This window comes from Litoribacillus peritrichatus, from assembly GCF_039537985.1.
In the GTDB taxonomy this organism is placed as follows: domain Bacteria; phylum Pseudomonadota; class Gammaproteobacteria; order Pseudomonadales; family Litoribrevibacteraceae; genus Litoribacillus; species Litoribacillus peritrichatus.
This window is the reverse complement of the sequence record NZ_BAABBN010000007.1, coordinates 111,799-128,865: the sequence shown is the minus strand read 5'-3', so window position 1 is coordinate 128,865 and position 17,067 is coordinate 111,799. Positions and strand designations below refer to the sequence as shown.

The 17,067-nt window shown below is 45.6% G+C and carries 11 protein-coding genes; 4 read left to right on the top strand and 7 right to left on the bottom strand.

What is annotated here, in order from left to right; genetic code table 11:
• The first annotated feature begins 48 nt into the window (after window positions 1-48).
• Window positions 49-909 carry a DUF6502 family protein gene (locus tag ABD744_RS10345; protein ID WP_344798203.1) on the top strand — a complete coding sequence of 287 codons (861 nt, stop codon included), beginning with the start codon at window positions 49-51 and terminating at the stop codon, window positions 907-909.
• Complete coding sequence (locus ABD744_RS10340) at window positions 906-3,725, top strand: fibronectin type III domain-containing protein (RefSeq protein WP_344798201.1); 2,820 nt, start codon at window positions 906-908, stop codon at window positions 3,723-3,725. The genes ABD744_RS10345 and ABD744_RS10340 overlap by 4 nt, the downstream gene beginning before the upstream one ends.
• A gap of 111 nt (window positions 3,726-3,836) precedes the next feature.
• Here ABD744_RS10340 and ABD744_RS10335 read toward each other — a convergent pair whose 3' ends face one another.
• The gene (locus tag ABD744_RS10335) at window positions 3,837-4,409 is read right to left on the bottom strand and encodes a hypothetical protein (RefSeq protein WP_344798199.1); all 573 of its coding nucleotides are present in this window, start codon (window positions 4,407-4,409) and stop codon (window positions 3,837-3,839) included.
• Between the two features lie 3 nt (window positions 4,410-4,412).
• Window positions 4,413-5,426, bottom strand: a complete 1,014-nt coding sequence (locus tag ABD744_RS10330) for a putative solute-binding protein (RefSeq protein WP_344798197.1) — start codon at window positions 5,424-5,426, stop codon at window positions 4,413-4,415.
• Between the two features lie 224 nt (window positions 5,427-5,650).
• Here ABD744_RS10330 and ABD744_RS10325 point away from each other — a divergent pair, with 224 nt between their 5' ends.
• Window positions 5,651-8,077 carry a hypothetical protein gene (locus ABD744_RS10325; RefSeq protein ID WP_344798195.1) on the top strand — a complete coding sequence of 809 codons (2,427 nt, stop codon included), beginning with the start codon at window positions 5,651-5,653 and terminating at the stop codon, window positions 8,075-8,077.
• A gap of 79 nt (window positions 8,078-8,156) precedes the next feature.
• On the opposite strand, the gene ABD744_RS10320 is transcribed toward ABD744_RS10325, so the two are convergent.
• From ABD744_RS10320 to ABD744_RS10305, 4 genes are all read right to left on the bottom strand, one after another.
• A complete protein-coding gene (locus ABD744_RS10320; protein WP_344798193.1) occupies window positions 8,157-9,149 on the bottom strand; it encodes a hypothetical protein in 993 nt (330 codons plus the stop codon).
• 11 nt (window positions 9,150-9,160) lie between these two features.
• Window positions 9,161-12,043: a S8 family peptidase gene (locus ABD744_RS10315; RefSeq protein WP_344798191.1), complete on the bottom strand. Its 2,883-nt coding sequence runs from the start codon at window positions 12,041-12,043 to the stop codon at window positions 9,161-9,163.
• Between the two features lie 150 nt (window positions 12,044-12,193).
• On the bottom strand, window positions 12,194-12,796 hold the full coding sequence (locus tag ABD744_RS10310; protein ID WP_344798189.1) for a Crp/Fnr family transcriptional regulator: 603 nt from the start codon (window positions 12,794-12,796) through the stop codon (window positions 12,194-12,196).
• Between the two features lie 209 nt (window positions 12,797-13,005).
• Window positions 13,006-14,217, bottom strand: coding sequence for an iron-containing alcohol dehydrogenase (locus ABD744_RS10305; RefSeq protein WP_344798187.1), 1,212 nt, complete (start codon window positions 14,215-14,217; stop codon window positions 13,006-13,008).
• A 329-nt stretch (window positions 14,218-14,546) separates the two neighbouring features.
• Here ABD744_RS10305 and ABD744_RS10300 point away from each other — a divergent pair, with 329 nt between their 5' ends.
• Window positions 14,547-15,302, top strand: a complete 756-nt coding sequence (locus ABD744_RS10300; RefSeq protein WP_344798185.1) for a substrate-binding periplasmic protein — start codon at window positions 14,547-14,549, stop codon at window positions 15,300-15,302.
• Window positions 15,303-15,393: 91 nt separating this feature from the next.
• On the opposite strand, the gene aceF is transcribed toward ABD744_RS10300, so the two are convergent.
• The gene (aceF, locus tag ABD744_RS10295) at window positions 15,394-17,064 is read right to left on the bottom strand and encodes a dihydrolipoyllysine-residue acetyltransferase (RefSeq protein ID WP_344798183.1); all 1,671 of its coding nucleotides are present in this window, start codon (window positions 17,062-17,064) and stop codon (window positions 15,394-15,396) included.
• Window positions 17,065-17,067: the final 3 nt, after the last annotated feature.

Below are 17,067 nucleotides of genomic sequence, written 5' to 3'. Positions count from 1 at the left end.
ATCAGACTATTGCAATTTACAATAATTGGGAATATATTCCCAACTATCATGGACGATCATAAAAGCTATTTATCAAAAGCAGCCATCAAACTGTTAAAACCTCTGGTACGCCTACTCATAAGATCAGGCGTAGGCTTCGCTACCTTTTCAGAATGGGTCAAGCATGCTTATGTCAGCGTGGCTGAAGATGAGTTTGCTCTAGAAAAAAAGCAGCAAAGTACGTCTCGTATTTCAGTACTCACAGGTCTTCACCGTAAAGAAGTCTCCCGTATTCGATCTGAACAAGACGCTTCGCCGGATCAAGTGGAATTCATAACATCCAACAGAGCAGAGCGCGTCATTCAAGGTTGGCTCCGGTTACCTGAGTTCCTGGACAAACAAGAGCAACCTTTAACGCTTAACATCAATGGTCAGCAACCGAGTTTTAACGAATTGGTTCAACAAGTCAGTGGCGATATACCCGCCAAAGCGATTCTTGATGAACTGATACGGATTGGTTCTGTAGAGAAAACGGATAACGACCAAATTTGTTTGATATCTAAGGGCTACGTACCGACTGAAGATACATCTGAAAAACTCAAAATCATGGGCCAAAGTGCGGCCGACTTGTTAGCCACGTTAGACAATAACCTGGACCCTGAGGCAGCAAGTCCTCGAATGCAGCTCTCAGTGGCTTACGACAACCTGTCAAAAGAAGACGTAGAAGCCTTTAAACAGTTAAGTCGGATAGAAAGTGAAAAGCTTTTAATCAAGCTGAACCAGTGGCTTGCCGAAAGAGATCGAGACACCAATCCTGATACTCAATCAACAACAGAACTGCCAACAACGACAGAACAACCATCAACCCGACATAGATCGGGCATCGGTATTTACTATTTTGAAAATCTAACAAAGGGTAACAAATCATGAACTTCAAACTCGGCTTGGCAATGATCAGCATTGCTTTAGCATCTCTCACCGGTTGCTCCAGCGGCGGCAGTGGTGGTCATCCTGAAGAAGGTGGCATTACGGGCACGGGATACACCATTGAAGGCAGTGCACAAAAAGGACCTTTCTTAATCGGTTCTACGGTAGATGTTACCCAGTTGACTGATCAAGGCGAATCCACGGGCACATCGATTACCACCAAAACCAAAGACAGCCTTGGCAACTTCAGCTTTAAAATGAGCAACACGGGCCCAACGATTATTACGGTCGACGGTTATCACTACAACGAACTGACTGGTTTGATCTCAGACGATAAACTTACTCTAAGAGCCATTTACGACGTTTCCAATGCCGACGAACAATCGGCCAACGTAAATATTCTTACTCACCTGACCCATGACAGAGTCTTGGAGCTCATGGAAGCAGGTTTGGACGTTGTACAAGCCGTATCTCAGGCACAAGAAGAGTGGATTACCGATCTTGAGTCCATCATAGATTCAGACATTGACGGCACCTTCAGCCAATTCAATATCTATGACGGTTCAGATGATGCTGATTCGGAAGCCAACTCGTACCTTCTATTTACTTCCGCTGTTTTTTATCAACACGCAACTAATCTGGCAGAAGCTGAAAACGCTAACCTGGAAGCCAAGCTGGCCGAGCTCCTCAACAACACCGCCAATGACTTTGGCGCCGATGGCGAGATTAATACCGATGGCCTGATTGACGACCTGAGAGTCGCGGCTACCGAACTAGACGTGGAAGCAATTCAAACCAACCTTGAAAACCTAAGTCGTGGCGAAACAGGCACCGTCATTCCTGCAGCTGACATTGGTGAACTACAGAGCCAAGTGATCATTCTTTCTCCGGCAGAAGATGCCACCGTCTCTGGCGAATCTGTGGTTCGGGTTTCTATCCCCACTCAAATCAGCAACACTGAATTTACTTTATTAGTCAGCGGCGAACCGGTAGCAACGAAAGATGCAGCACAAGTCAGCCAAGAAGAACTCGATGCAGGCCAAATCACATTTAACTGGCAACCGTACTTTTGGGCAACAGACAATGCAACGTCCAGACACAGCTTATTGGTTCAAAGCTCTGTGGGCAATAGCCGCACTAATTCAAACTTAGTCAACGTAACGGTTTTTCCAGAGGCGAAGAATGCACTTCAACTCTCAGCGCCAGCGAACAACACTTCATTCAAAAATCAGGTAGATGTGAACTTGACCTGGCAGGCACATGATGGCGCTCAAAGTTACACAGTTCAACTATCAAAAGATGGCTTCCTGAACACGATCAGTGAGCAAACTGTTAATGGTACTGAAGCCACCGTAACTGATTTAAAGCTGGGCGTTTACGAATGGCGAATTCGTGCAACCAATGCTCTCAACAAAACCGGTCCATGGAGTAACCCGCTTAACTTCGCTATTGATCCGCTAAATACGCCAACTAACTTAACGTCAACCGTAAACACCAACGAAACGGATTACGACGTGACACTCAACTGGAGTGCTGTGGATCAGGCGCAATCCTATGATATTCAAATTGCTAAGGATGAGACATTTATCGATCTGGCGTTAAATACCAACGGAACTACCAATACTATTACTGAAACACTGACCATCGGTGAGTACTACGCGCGAATCCGAACTGTTGATCAAAATGGGTTGGAAAGTGATTGGGGGGAATCCTCAAAGCTTGAAGTCGGAACTTTTAGGACTGTTTTAGGTGGTAGCGGAAATGACCAAGCCAAAAAAATCATTAGATCTAACCAAGGAGGATATTTAATTCTTGCATCCACCGATTCACCTGAAGTATCAACGAATTTAAATGGTATTGATGATTGGATTATTCGAGTTGACGACAACGGTCATAAAGTTAATGAACATGTTTCTATTGCTATAGGAAGAGATCGGTTCAAAGATTTTTATGAGTCATCGGACGGTTTTATATATTTAGTAGGGCAAGATTGGGGAAGTAGTGATGCTATTTTGCTTAAGCTAAACTCGAACTTAGATCATGTTTCAGAACTACTTTATAAACCAGAAAATATAACTGAACAGTTTAGCTTCGATTATATAACAAAGTGGAATAATAAATTAACAATATCCTCCAGTAATAATACAGTACATCAGACTGATATGGAGATAACTAATATGTCTAGTGCTCTGGAAATCCCTTCATTAGAGAATGCGGAGCAACTCAATATAAAAGAACTACTTGTTACCTCTTCGAATAATCTACTAGTTAGTGGAGAGGCTTACCCTTTCGGTGGAGACCCGTCTTTTGGACTTACCAATGGCATTTATGTTCTCAACATAGGCTCTAACCTAAATAAAATTTATGAGTGGAATAACACAGGAGAGTATTTTCAGGTTTGGATGACATCCGTAATAGAAACATCAAATAACGATATTTTAATAAGCGGAGCAGGCCTTGGTTTGAATCAAATACTATATAAAGCAGCCTTTACAAGGCTTGACTCTCAAGGGAACAAAATAAACCAATATAGTGATGATAATCTTTTTTATAGTACAGCAAATATATCACCCAGCGTGAACAGTAATTTTTTTGGGCTATTTAGCAATGCGCCTTCATCCCAAATTTTAGCAATCGAATTTGATGAAAACTTCAATGAGTTAAATCAAAAATATATTCCTGAAGTATTCAATAATATCTATCAAAAGCAGCTTATTAGAGAGAGCAATGGTTCACTAACCTTATTATATGATGTAGATGAGAGCCATAATCAATCCCGAGATATTATAATCAATAAAGTTCCTCCTATAATCAACTAAAGCGCGAACTCAACTCCAAAATTGTAACTCTTGATCATAAAGATAGCTCAAGAGTTACTCCTTATTTGCAGAGTCGGCAAAAACCTTCAACAACGTAAAAATGTTAACCCTTTACTCAATCGCAAGCTGAAGTTCTGCAACCAGATACCCAGTATTACTATGAAGCTTGATCAGCATACGACCATCCCCCGATATCTTGTATCCACGCTCCATTGCCGCTTGGTAAAGCTCTTGCCAAGCCTTCACGAGCGCTTGTTGATCCCCTTTAAATTCTGCAGACAAACATCGCATCGCTGGCTTTAATTCCGATCGGAAGTTATCCACAGCTTCCCCTTCTCGTTTTACCCACCAGCCAAGCTGTACTTTTGCCTTATCTGTCATCAGGAACTCGATCGACTCCCCTTCCACCAACAATGAAAAAGCACCATCGATTTCTGACGAAGTTTTAAAGGCAATGGTCTGTGCTATCTGCTTGGCTACGCCTTCACTGGTGGGCTGATCTTTCGCTTGGATAATTGAGTATTCGCCAAAATAAAAGTGCTTCGCAGGCACTTCTTTTTCAATCAAACGCTCCAGATTCAAATTGCCCGTTGCGTCACTTGGTTTGGCCTGTACGGCGCTTACCCAGACACCCAATAAAACAAGGGCCAAACGGATGACCAGATTAGTTGATATGTTCTTCATTGTTTATTCCCTTGGGTCAGAGCAGTCTGCATCATTCGGTTGTTGCTTGCAGCGAATCCTTTTAAATAATTTCAGCGCCTTCGGGTGGTAAACGCCCTCATCCCTTAACGACAAACGAACTTCTTTCAGCATATTGTCATAAGAGATGCGATTACCGTCCTCTGGCTGAATCCAGTATTTATCGGAGATTCTCGATTCTGCTTTGGCAACTATCTCAAACGCATCATCAAACTTTGGAATGGCCAATTCTCGTGCCTTTTGCCCAAACCCCGGAGGAAAACGTTCGGGATGAATCAGCATCTGAAAATTCATTTGAGCAATGGCGTAATTAAAAATGCCCCCGTTCGGGTCAACGCCTTTCGCCATTTCCAGTGGTTCAAACGCAACCAAAGGCGCATAGGCGATATCCGCGCTGCCATTATTGAATAAACCCGCAAAGGTCGCCGAGGTCGCGCTGACTATCGTACCTCCCACATGCCTCACCATTGCCATGGACGCCTTATCATTTTCCAGTGTTGCAACACGCTGCCCCTGAAGCTTGGTGACGTGATTAATCGATTTATCGCGGGTTAGCAGATAAATCGCACCGGCAGGATAAATGCCCGCAACCTCAACTCCGTTTTCCACTAACAAAGGATATGCTCTGGGTTGCATCAGGGTATGCAACACCAGCCGCATCGCCTGAGTAGATGGTATGGCGCCCATGGCCTCCAACGAACCGGTAAATTTATTAAAGTTTCTCGCCCGTGTTCCGGTTAACAATACGGCATCACACTGCTTCGCCCGAAAGTCGTATTCGGCAACACCTTCATCGGTGTACGCCGTCATATCCAACTGAATTCCCCAATCAAGTGCAATCACCTGCGCTTCTTTCATCAGGGTAAACAACGGTCCTTTATGACCCACCGGATCAAACACACAAAACAACCGGGTTACAGGATCGGCTGAGCTGGCGATTGGCACCGTCAAACAAGCCATTATTACCAGGCTTCTGATCGCAATCATTAACTTATTCATAACATCCCTCGGTTTCTCTGTTTCATCACGAGTGTAGCCAGCCGTTACCTGATTCCACTTAGGATAGGACGACAACTCACGCCTCTTGAGACATATATCACTGTTTATTTGGAGGATGGCATCAGAGATCAAGGCGTGACCATGCAGAACATTGTTTGATTAATAACCAATCTCTAAGGTAATGAATGCACAAATAAAAATAATAACTGCTATTGGAGATACGAATGAAAACCTACAAAAAAGGCATGCTGTCGGTTGCCATTGCCGCACTGGCCAGTTACAGCCACGCAACGTTCAGCCCCTTACCCGGCGAGTTTCCTCACCAGGAAGATCTATGTTCAACCGATCAAACCAGAGAACAACTGCGTGCGGACTCGGCCGCACAAGGTTTGGAGCAACCGATCATAGATACCTTAATGATCAATGGTGACGTGGCCTGGACTCGAATCGGAGGCCAAACGCCTACGTTAAAGCCCGGAGACATAGTCACCCTCACTGGAACCGACTTTGGTCAAGGGACGGAGATTGATTTCAGTAAAATCATGATCGGCAATACCCGAATTCTTGAAACGGATCTACGAATGTTCGATCAAAAGCTGTCGACAGCGGATCAGGTGAACTACGAGACGGAAGAACAAGTGGATGCATGGCCTGCCAATATTTTACTTTGGCAGCCGAACCGCATTGAGTTTCGGGTGCCCGACCATACAACGTCAGGAAAGCTCATCGTTCAGGTTCAAAAACGGATTGGCGCCAATGACTCTCTCATCCATCCGGGGGAAAAGCATAACGTCATTGATGCACAAACTTCCCGTATCATCAGCGATACTTTTCAACATCAATGCGATGTTGTCTCAAAATTAAGCCCGGCGGTCAGCAGCGAGCCGATTTTGATTGCTGTGGATAACCCCAGTTATCAACAATTGGTGCAAAAAGGCCGTGAAATTTTCTGGTCATACGATTACAACATTGGTGTCGCCCATTGGGTACGAAACCTGGACTGGCCCGCCATCTTTAAATACAAATCCTTTGACCCCATCGCTGGCGGCTATGCCGACCCAAGAGAACTCTTCGGCGCTTACAAAACCGTGCCAGGACAGGTTCCGGACGAAGCCATTAACGATGTTTACTTTGATAAATACCCTATGCCAACGCCCATTCCGGGTTTCTTAACATTAGCTCCCGCCAAATTTGAAGGAAACACCAAAGATACGGGCTGGGTCGGCTATCGATACGCAGAAGGCAACGCACCCTATACCGGACCAGGTGAGTTCATTGGCTTCAACTGTGCGTCCTGCCACGGGTATCAGATTTCTTATCAGGACACATCCGGCGAACAAGTCACTAAGGTCTTCCCTGGCTTACCCAACCCGGAGTGGTCGATGAAGTGGACCGTGTTACAAACCCTGTTTAAGAAGTTTAAAGGCATCTATGAAAAAGAACCCGGCCCGGACTGGGCGCAAGGCGATGCCCGAGTTGCAAAAGATATGTTGATTTATCATATGCCTTCCGGCGCAGGTGAACACAACATGGTACGAATCAATGGCGAAGGCAGCCATACGGATAACGATTATCAGTTTTCCCCGATCGCCATCCCCAACGTGACCAACTACATGGCCATTCGCCGTTCGCTATCACACACCGAATCCTATGTGGGCTTTGAAGGGTCTTACATTCACTCTGAAGAACCGGATGGCGCCCAAGGTGCTATGCGCAAAGCCCCACTGGAGCAGTTAACCGCGTATATGACGCAACTGGATAAAGACGATAATACACTCAGAGAAATCGGCCTTTATCGCTGGCTAAGTCAGAAAGGGTTATTGGCAGAGCAGACCAACACTGACATGACCACAGAAACCTATACTGTAATGGAGCCACAACCACCCAAGAAAAACTGGCTGGGCATCTGGGTCGATCAACCTGACCTTGAAGTCACCAAAACGCGTCAAGTCCCTTCGCTTCAAGAAGGTGAATTTCTCGGCACTGGCTGGAAATCTTATCCTAAAATTTCCGCTGCAGTAGAACGAGGCAAAGCCACCTTCGAGCGTGACTGTGGTAGCTGCCATAGCGATGGCCTGGGCGCGAATACCAATGAGCAAATGATTCGACTGGACAAAGTGGGTCGCTTCTTCTCGCCGACCATCTATCAAAAAGAAACCGAGTCCATTAGGGCCACTTTCTTACGGGATATGTACTGGGTACAAAACCGAGGTCTGCTATCAGACGGCCACGTCAGAAACATGACCGACCTGGTAGACCCAGCTCGTTGCGATGAAAGCTCAGAGCTGTATCAACAATATTACACCCTTCACCCTCCGGTTCGACCTGAGCCTGGTTCAGTAGATCAACCCATTACCAAGCCCGACTTAAACCGACGTGGCGATTCTTTCCGAGTTCCTAAATCAAAGTATCTCACTAAGTTGGATAAAGGATACAAGCGCAATCTGTTCATTGAGCGCCACAAGTATTTCACGACGGTGAAGTGGGATGAAGATCATTATTACTGGGATTATCAGAAAATGCGTGCAGAGTTTGGCCCGGACGAAATGGGCACAGCGGAACCGATCGGTATGCCAGCCGCGCCCCACCCTTGGTGTGCGGATAATACAGAAGAAGTGAGCGATTTGGTTCAGTACATAATGACGTTATAGCTGATTCAGAAGCCCTCAATACACCAAAGGCCTCTTACGAGGCCTTTGGTGATTTACTTACAGGATGAGTACAACAGGGTTACAAGATATTAGGCGGTAGCATGGGCAACTCACTTGCCGTCAATCGTTTTTCCTCTGCAGCAAAGGCAGTATTTATGTCTTCCAAATTACCCGCCACAGAAAATTTAACCCCATCGCTGATGACGTTATTGGGGGCGCTGTCGATCAAACGTTGAGTCAATGCTATAGCAGAAGCACTGATAGCAGATGAAGCCACTGCGCTTGACTCCAGTGTAGGATCGGCCTTGTAAAACGATACCAACTCTTCAATAGCAAAGTTCATGTTCGGGTTGGTTGTCAGTTCAGTTAACATGCCTTGCATCAACATATTGTCAACGATTTGAGGCCGTGTCAGTGACTCTCCTGTTTTGACCAATAGTGGCAGCATCTCATCCGGCTCGACGGACAACCCCAGCTTTTTCTGAATAATTTCATAAGCACCATTCAAGTCACTGCCCGAAGGAATAGAAGTAAACGACTGACTGACCATGTGCGTCAATAGATTAACCCTAATCGGTGCTGTTGGCCCTTTAAACCTGGCATAGGTAGAAATGAATGTCGTATCGTCAATGAAAAACCACTCTCCAAAATCCACCAGACCATTACTGTTTGTATCCGGATGTTCTTCATCATCACCCAACAGTGACTCAACATTGGCAGAGAACACACCGCAGCTCGGATAGTCACAGTACATCTTAGTTGTACCGCTGGGTAAGCCTCTAACCTCGATGTACAGCATTTGACCCAGATAGAGGTTGGTCGGCCCTGAGAAAGTACCTTCTTCAGACGTAATAAACTCTTCAATAGGCGACTCAATTAACTCACCAGATGACGTCACCGCCCAAATAGTCACTTTACCATTGGCAATAACACCTTTACTGGCAGAGCCACTGATTTCGGTTTCTTCGGAAGGCACAACGGTGACATCACCACCACCGCCGCCTCCACCGCCACAGCCTATAAGCAAGGCTGAAAGTGCGACAGATATGGAAAGCTTGGATAATCTATTCATAACCTGCCTCCTCACTTTTTAACCCAGAAACCAGAACCGGCTTCGATTTTCGTCAGTGTGTCATACCCTGAGTTCGAGATTTTAGTTTTGACCGCTGCATCAGGTGACCATCCTAAAAAGCCACCCTCGTCGGTGTAAGTCCAAACCAAGTGGGCATTTGCAAAGACCGCTGTCAGGTCTGTGATTTCTTCCGAAGACCCCAACAAATACGTACCACCCGAAGCCAAAGCGTCAATCGATTCTTTTGTCGCTGTGATCAGGGTTTCCGGGCTGTCGAGGCCATAGCTTTCAGGGTCATTGGCCACTATGTCCAATGTTCTTTGGTGCTCACTGTTTACTAATTCCTGTTCAAATTGAGACAATTCCAAAATATTCACTACCACTGTTCTGAATATTTTTTTATCGTTCCAGGTTGCAGAAACTTCAATGTTATACGTTCCTGCTTCGGCATAAATGTGTGATAAATTCGCAGTTTCTGACGGAACCGTAATTGACTCGCCCTCACCAAAATCAACAGACAACTGAATTTCTGCATTCTCTTCGGCCGCTGAACTTACTACCTCCAGAGTGATCGGGTAACCCGGCCTATATACGCCACTCACAGATAACGTTGATATTTCCGGGAAATCATCAATATTAATATCTCCTATCGAAACTTTATAACTGGTTTCACTGGACAGAAGCGCACTGTTGTAAGAAAGATCAGACGCAATGTTTTGGTACTGATAACCAATGGTTGCTGAACTCCCTGCGCCCAATTCACTATTTGACGGAACATCAACGTCTTTATAGTTAAATACAATTTCAGGTGTACGTTCAGACATTACTACCTGAAAAGTCAACCGGTCTTCCGGTGAATCTGAACCAACCTCATATAACTGAACATCTTTGTAATCAACCACTAATTGCCTATCCGGCGCATTGCCAATCACACTGTAAGTAACACTGCCGCCGGCCGGATCAAGGTCATCCCAAAAAGGCATAACACCATGATTAACCAACGAATAAGGAAGTGGTGAATTATGATATTCCTTAACACCTGCGCCAGCAGTTATTATGCCGTTACTGCCTACAAAGATTTCGCTCTCATCTGCCCACGGCCACTTTACTGGAAAATTGATATTTATCTGTTCAAAGTCATCTAGACTTAAGCTTAGCGGAGTACCTTCAACCTCTATGAACTCATACGGCACTTCTGTAAAACTAGGTCGATAGTTACTGTTGATAATAAACTCGCCTGCGATGTCGCCAACAATCGTTTCATTGGATTCATCCTCGCTTGGAGTAGTCTCACCAGAGTCGGCTTCGGACTCATCTGAAAAGCTTAGTACCGCAGTCCCTAAGAAATCGACACTTAGCATGCCATGATAAATACCGTCACCAGCAACGTCATCAGCCCCCGTACCAGTATCTACCAAGGTGGCTCTTTTCTCACCATCGACCTTCGCTAAGAAGGTCTGATCTAATACCGGCTTACCGCAATTATGAACGGAGACTTTCAAGGGTAAGTCCACATTTGGGGTTACAAAAATGACACCATCGGGAGAGACCGGTTCCAGAACCCGAACGACTTTTTTATCTTCACAATTCAGAGGCCCATCATTATTTTCACCCCACAGAATCATACGCTGGCTATGCGCCACTAAACCGTTTAAACCAGGGACTCTAACACCCATCTGAGTCACTAACCGCTGATAGACATCCGCAGACTCAGAAGGTAAATGGGCAGCAAGTAATGCGATGGCACCCGTTACATGTGGTGCTGCCATAGAGGTACCACTCATATAGCCATACTGACCATCTCGTAAAGTACTATAAATATCGACACCAGGCGCAGCTATATCGACATTCTCAATACCGAAATTCGAAAAATCCGCGATCTGATTCTGCTCATCAATTGCGGCAACCGAGATAATATTTTCATTATCGAAACTTGCAGGGTAAGTTAGATCGATGTCTATATTTCGGGTTTCATTACCCGCAGCCGCAACAAAAACCATCCCCGCATCTTTATGCTGGTCAATAACATCTTTCAGGATTTCACTGTAACCCCCACCACCCCAGGAATTATTGGTCGCTACAATATTAACCCCATGATTCACTTTTAAGTCATACAGGTAATTCAAGCACTCAATGGCGTCCGAGGTGTCACCACCACCGAAAGAGTCCAAAAATTTACAAGCAATAATCTTGGTATTAGGGGCAACACCCACCACCCCTTTACCATTATTTAAAGCAGCCGCAATGGTTCCCGATACATGGGTACCATGGTTATCATCGTCCATAGGATCGCTGTCGTCGTTTGCAGCATCGATACCATAGACGTCATCAATGTAACCATTGTTGTCATCATCAATCCCGTTGTCAGGCACTTCATTCGGGTTTTGCCACATATTGGCCTTTAAGTCGTCATGAGTGTAGTCCACCCCCGAGTCAATCACCGCAACCACAACCTCTGGGCTACCAGTCGTTAAATCCCAGGCTTGGGGAGCGTTAATGTCCGTATTGGAGGCGTTATCCAGCCCCCACAATAAACCAAAATCAAGATCGGACGGGGTCAACATCGAATGAACACGATAGTCTGGCTCAACCACGGCAACGCCTGGTATTTTCTCATATTCTGAGAGCGCTTCTTTAAGGGTCTTTCCGGCTTGAACTTCAACCACTTCAACATTTTTAATATGGTTAAAGGTTTTCTTAATGCTGACGCCAGAAGGGCGCACTCGGGAGCTACGTACGACATTATCTTCCCAGCGGACTAATAACTTAGGAAGTTCATTTTTCGCATTGGGACTAACTTGTTTAGTATTATTGTTATCTACTACCGCACCATAACTTGCACTCGAAACCAGAGTACCGCATATAAGCGCGCGAAGTGAAAGACGCCAATCCATAGGTTTATTCCTTAAAGAAATGTTTGCTCAAAAAACAAACATACTAAGAACAAACTCCATTAAAGTCTATAATTTGAAACGCTATATGACGAAAAGCTGAACAGTGTTACATTTTTTAGGTCTGAAAGGGCTTGAGTGATTAGAAAATAATCACTTTACTTCCGCCTTCTTTCTGAGGCGAGAAAGAGAAACCGGGGTGATCCCCAGGAAAGAAGCAATGTGATATTGCGGAAGACGTTCCAACAATTCCGGGTATTCTTTGCAAAACCACTTATAACGTTGTTCTGCATTACCCAATAACAAACGTGCTTCGTGACGGGCATTTTTAACAAACACTCGTTGAAGCATTTTGATTTCCAAACGCAGCCATTCAGGGTTGTCGCTGCCATGCTCATATAGCTGGTTATAGTCCGCCAACATCAGTTTCGCAGGCTCCAGCGCCTGAATGTAGTATTGGCAAGGTTCGTCGCTGATGATCGCACTGATCGGCGCAATCACTTCATTAGCCTGGTAAAAGTGTTGATTCACTTCATTACCATCGCCATCAATATAATAAACACGCAACAACCCATCGAGAATGAAACACAGTTCATTGCAAACTTCGCCCGCCTGTATCCAGTGTTCCTGTGCAACCATTTGGCGATGGTAAAACTTTTCTGCTAATAAATCCCAACGCTTCAGCGGTGCATCCAGCTCTCGCTCAAAAACGGTTTTAAGACGACGGTGGTGTTCACTTAATTCAATATCGGCCATAGATAAACAGTATATCTTTCAAGCTGCTAACGGTTTTTATTAGAGAACTCGATTAGGAGTTTCACGTGAATCATTGATTTTCTATACGCATATTTATTTTAGGAGTTTAACACCAATCACTCTATTTAATTCTATAAAAGTTTTCATTACGACCACAAAAAACGGGAGCCATTTTAAGCTCCCGTTTTCATGTTGAGTTGCGCTAAGATTTAAGCAACCAACATCTGACTGATAAACTGTTCACACGTTGACTGATCCATATAACGAGGCACAGGATAGTTCAAGTGTGCTTCTTTCAATGCCAGTTTCGCAATCGCCGGAATGTCTTCTTTCTTCAAGGCTTCCAGATGAACAGGGATACCGAACTTGGCATTCATTTCACGAATACGATCGATAAACTTCTGAGCCAACTGAAGATCCGTCTCTCCGCCCTTCGCCAAACCGCTGACTTCCGCCAGTTTAGCCAAACGCTCTTTGGCTTCTTCCTTGGAATAATCCAGCACGTAAGGCAGCACAATGGCATTACCTAAGCCATGCGGCGTACCGTACTTGGCACCGAAATTATGTGAAATGGCGTGCACATACCCCAGGCTCGCTTTGGTGAACGCCAAACCGGCGTAATAAGAAGCCAAAGCCATGTTCTGGCGGCCTTCCAGGTCATCACCCTTCTCAACCACTTTTTCTAAATTTTGCATAATCAAGCGCGTCGCAGCAATGGCGTAGCTATCGGTATCTGCGCTGGCATTTTTCGAAATAAAGGCTTCTACCGCATGAGTTAATGCATCCATACCGGTTGCAGAAGTCACATGAGCAGGAAGGCCTGTCATCAGCGATGCATCCAGCGCGGCCATCATAGGCACCAACTTAGGGTCCATCAACGGTGTTTTCTGGTGTGTCACCGGATCAGAGACCACCGCAGCGATGGTCACTTCGGAACCCGTGCCCGCCGTCGTTGGAATAGCAAAGAATGGCGCTGGTGCTTTCCACACTTTAAAGAAACCGGAAAGCTTTTTAATTGGACGATTATTGGTGACACGTGCGGCAATGACTTTTGCAGCATCTATCGGTGAACCACCACCTACGGCCAAGATCGCTTCACAGCCATTTTCTTTGTACATCGCCAGACCCGCTTCCACCTGGTCGTAAGTAGGGTCAGGCAAAACGCCATCATAAATCACATAACGAATGCCATTTTCTTCCAAAGATTTTTTGATGTTATCCAGGATGCCCAGCTTGTTCAGCACTTCGTCCGTTACGATCAGGACGTTCTGAGTCCCCATTTGAGCAATGGCTTCGCACATTTCTATCGAAGAACCAGGACCACTGAACAAAGTTGGCTTTGGCATCGGAATAACCTTCGCAGCCACCTTAAGTGCGTTCATAACGCCTTTGTAACCTTTTACCTGAAGAGAAAATAGCATGTTTTTAAACCCTTTTAGCATTCCTGAAAACCTGTGAAACTGCGCTAGCATTGATGTTTTGTTAAATTAGAGCAATTACTCTAACATGAGTTTCACATGATGAAAAGTAACCAATTATACTTGAGTAAATAATTAGGCGTTTCACCCTAATTTTGTGTCCGTTATAAACAAAAACACGTTAATACTCCAACCAAGAATCCAATGCTTAGTCAGGTTCAGTCCTGAACTCATGCTAAAAATAAAAACCAAGCATCCACATCAACCCTCATCCAGCGTCTAAACTAAAAGTGATCTCTATACCATTTTCAACAAGGACGTAAACAAACCGAATGAACATACTGAATCAAATCTTATTGTGCAGTGCCCTGATAACAGCGACTTTATCCGTCCAGGCAACCGAGTTCACCGTCCACACCGAAGAATTCCCTCCCTTCAACTACACCGAAAACAGAACCTTCAAAGGCGTATCCACCGAGGTGGTTGAAGCCGTTCTAAAACAAGCAGGCATTGACTACAAAATCGAAAGCTACCCTTGGGCACGAACACTCAGTAACACCAGAAACAATAAACACTCACTTGTTTATTCCATCAGTCGAAATGAAAAACGTGAAAAGGATTACCGCTGGATTGGGGTCATAGTGCCAGCAGTGCATTCGGTGTTCACGCTTCAAAATAAAGACATATACCTAGGTTCTTTGAAAGACATGAAGAACTATCAGATCGGCACCATCATTGACGATTCCCGAGAGTCCTACCTACTGAGTAAAGGCTTTGCGCTTTCTGATTTTCAACGCACCAGCGGCGACACCGCAGCCCTCAAAAATTACCGAAAATTAAAGGCGGGTCGAATTCAACTCTGGCCAATGCCTGATGCCGTCGCTGCCCACATCGTGAAACAGGCAGGTGACAATCCCTTCTATACCATCAAAAAAGTCTACGAGTTCAGTGAAATATCGAAAGGAGGCTATTATCTGGCAGCCAATGTGGACGCGCCAGAAGCAGAAATCCAAAAAATCAGTGCGGCCTTAGAAGCTTTCAAGAAAACCGAGGAGTATAAAAATATTCTGAAGAATTGGGGATTATGAAACGATGAGCGAACAAGAAATGCACTATGAGCCAGAGCTTTGTTCTCTGACTCATAAGTTTACAACGTTAAAGAGTTACAACCTCAAAGTGTTACAAAACCAAGTTTCGAATGTCCCCCAGCAGCTCACTCAAGAGCGAGGTGAACCTGGCGCCATCGGCACCGTTTACGGCTCGGTGGTCGTAAGACAGTGACAACGGCAACATTAAGCGAGGAACAAAACCTTCGCCATCGTAAACCGGCTTCATCGCGGCTTTAGATACCCCTAAAATTGCGACTTCAGGTGCGTTTACGATGGGGGTGAAGGCTGTTCCTCCAACACTGCCCAAACTGGAAATGGTAAAACAACCGCCTTGCATATCAGACGGTAGCAGTTTCTTATCTTTGGCTTTCTTGGCTAACGCCATGCACTCTTCCGCTAACTGCCAGATGCCCTTTTGATCCACATCCCGGATCACTGGCACCACCAGTCCGTCTGGCGTATCCACTGCAAAACCAATATGGATGTAGGATTTCTGAATCAGTTCCTCTTTGTCCATATCGAGCGAGACATTGAACTGAGGGTATTGCGCCAAAGCATACGCACAGGCTTTCAGAATGAACGGCAACGGCGTCAGTTTGACGTTGCGTAATTCCGCCACTTTCTTCTGTTGTTTTCTAAAGGCTTCCAATTCGGTGATGTCCGCCTCATCAAACTGAGTGACATGCGGAATGTTCAACCAATTGGCAGACATGTTCGCAGCGGTGATCTTATGGATACGGCTCATGGGTTGACGTTCGACCGCACCGAACTGACTAAAGTCTGGTAACTTGATCGCAGGGATGCCGGAACCAGAAACCACATTCGAAGCGCCGCTTTGCACTTTCTGCATCTGAGATTTAACAAACGCCTGAACGTCGTCTTTGACAATTCGCTGTTTTGGCCCGGAGCCTTTCACTTGCGTCAGATCCACACCCAGCTCACGCGCGATTTTACGCACCGCAGGTCCTGCATGAGCTTTTCCTGAGGTCTGATTCAGTTCATTTGCGGCTCTCTCGGCAATCGACTGGTCTAATTGCCCGGCTTGGTTTTGAGCTAGAGACGCACGCTTGGCCGTCTCTGATTTTTCAGAAACCACCTCCGTGTTCAGTGATCTAGCATCTGGCTTTGGCGACACCGAAGGGGTTACTGAAGCAATGGTAATGCTTAACTCCGCAATCGGATCGCCTTCTTTCAGCTCATCGCCAACCTTGGTCAACAGTTTGGAAACCATGCCTGCCGATGGCGAGGGAATTTCCATCGAAGCCTTGTCGGTTTCCACTACAATCAAGTAATCGTCTTCGCTAACCGAATCCCCTTCTGAAACAGGCACTTCAATGACACTGACCTGAGTCGCACCGCCCAAATCAGGTACACGAACGGTGGTGATCGAAACGGGTAATGGTTCCTCCTCCGCTGTCGACACCAGGCCTTTATTGTCCTCAGGCTCTTCAATATCCGCCTTTGCATCCTTCGGTTCTTCAGACACAGCAGCAACACCGCCCGCTTCCGCTTCCAGCGTTAGAATCAGATCGCCTTCCGAAACCTTATCGCCAACCGCGACCATCATGTTTATCACAACGCCTGCGTCCGTCGCAGGTATTTCCATCGTGGCCTTATCGGTTTCCAGAACAATCACCGAGTCTTCAATTTCAACTCGATCACCCACCGCCACACTAATCTCAATGACCTCAACATCGGTTCCGCCACCAATGTCAGGGACCCTGATTTCAACAACACTCATATC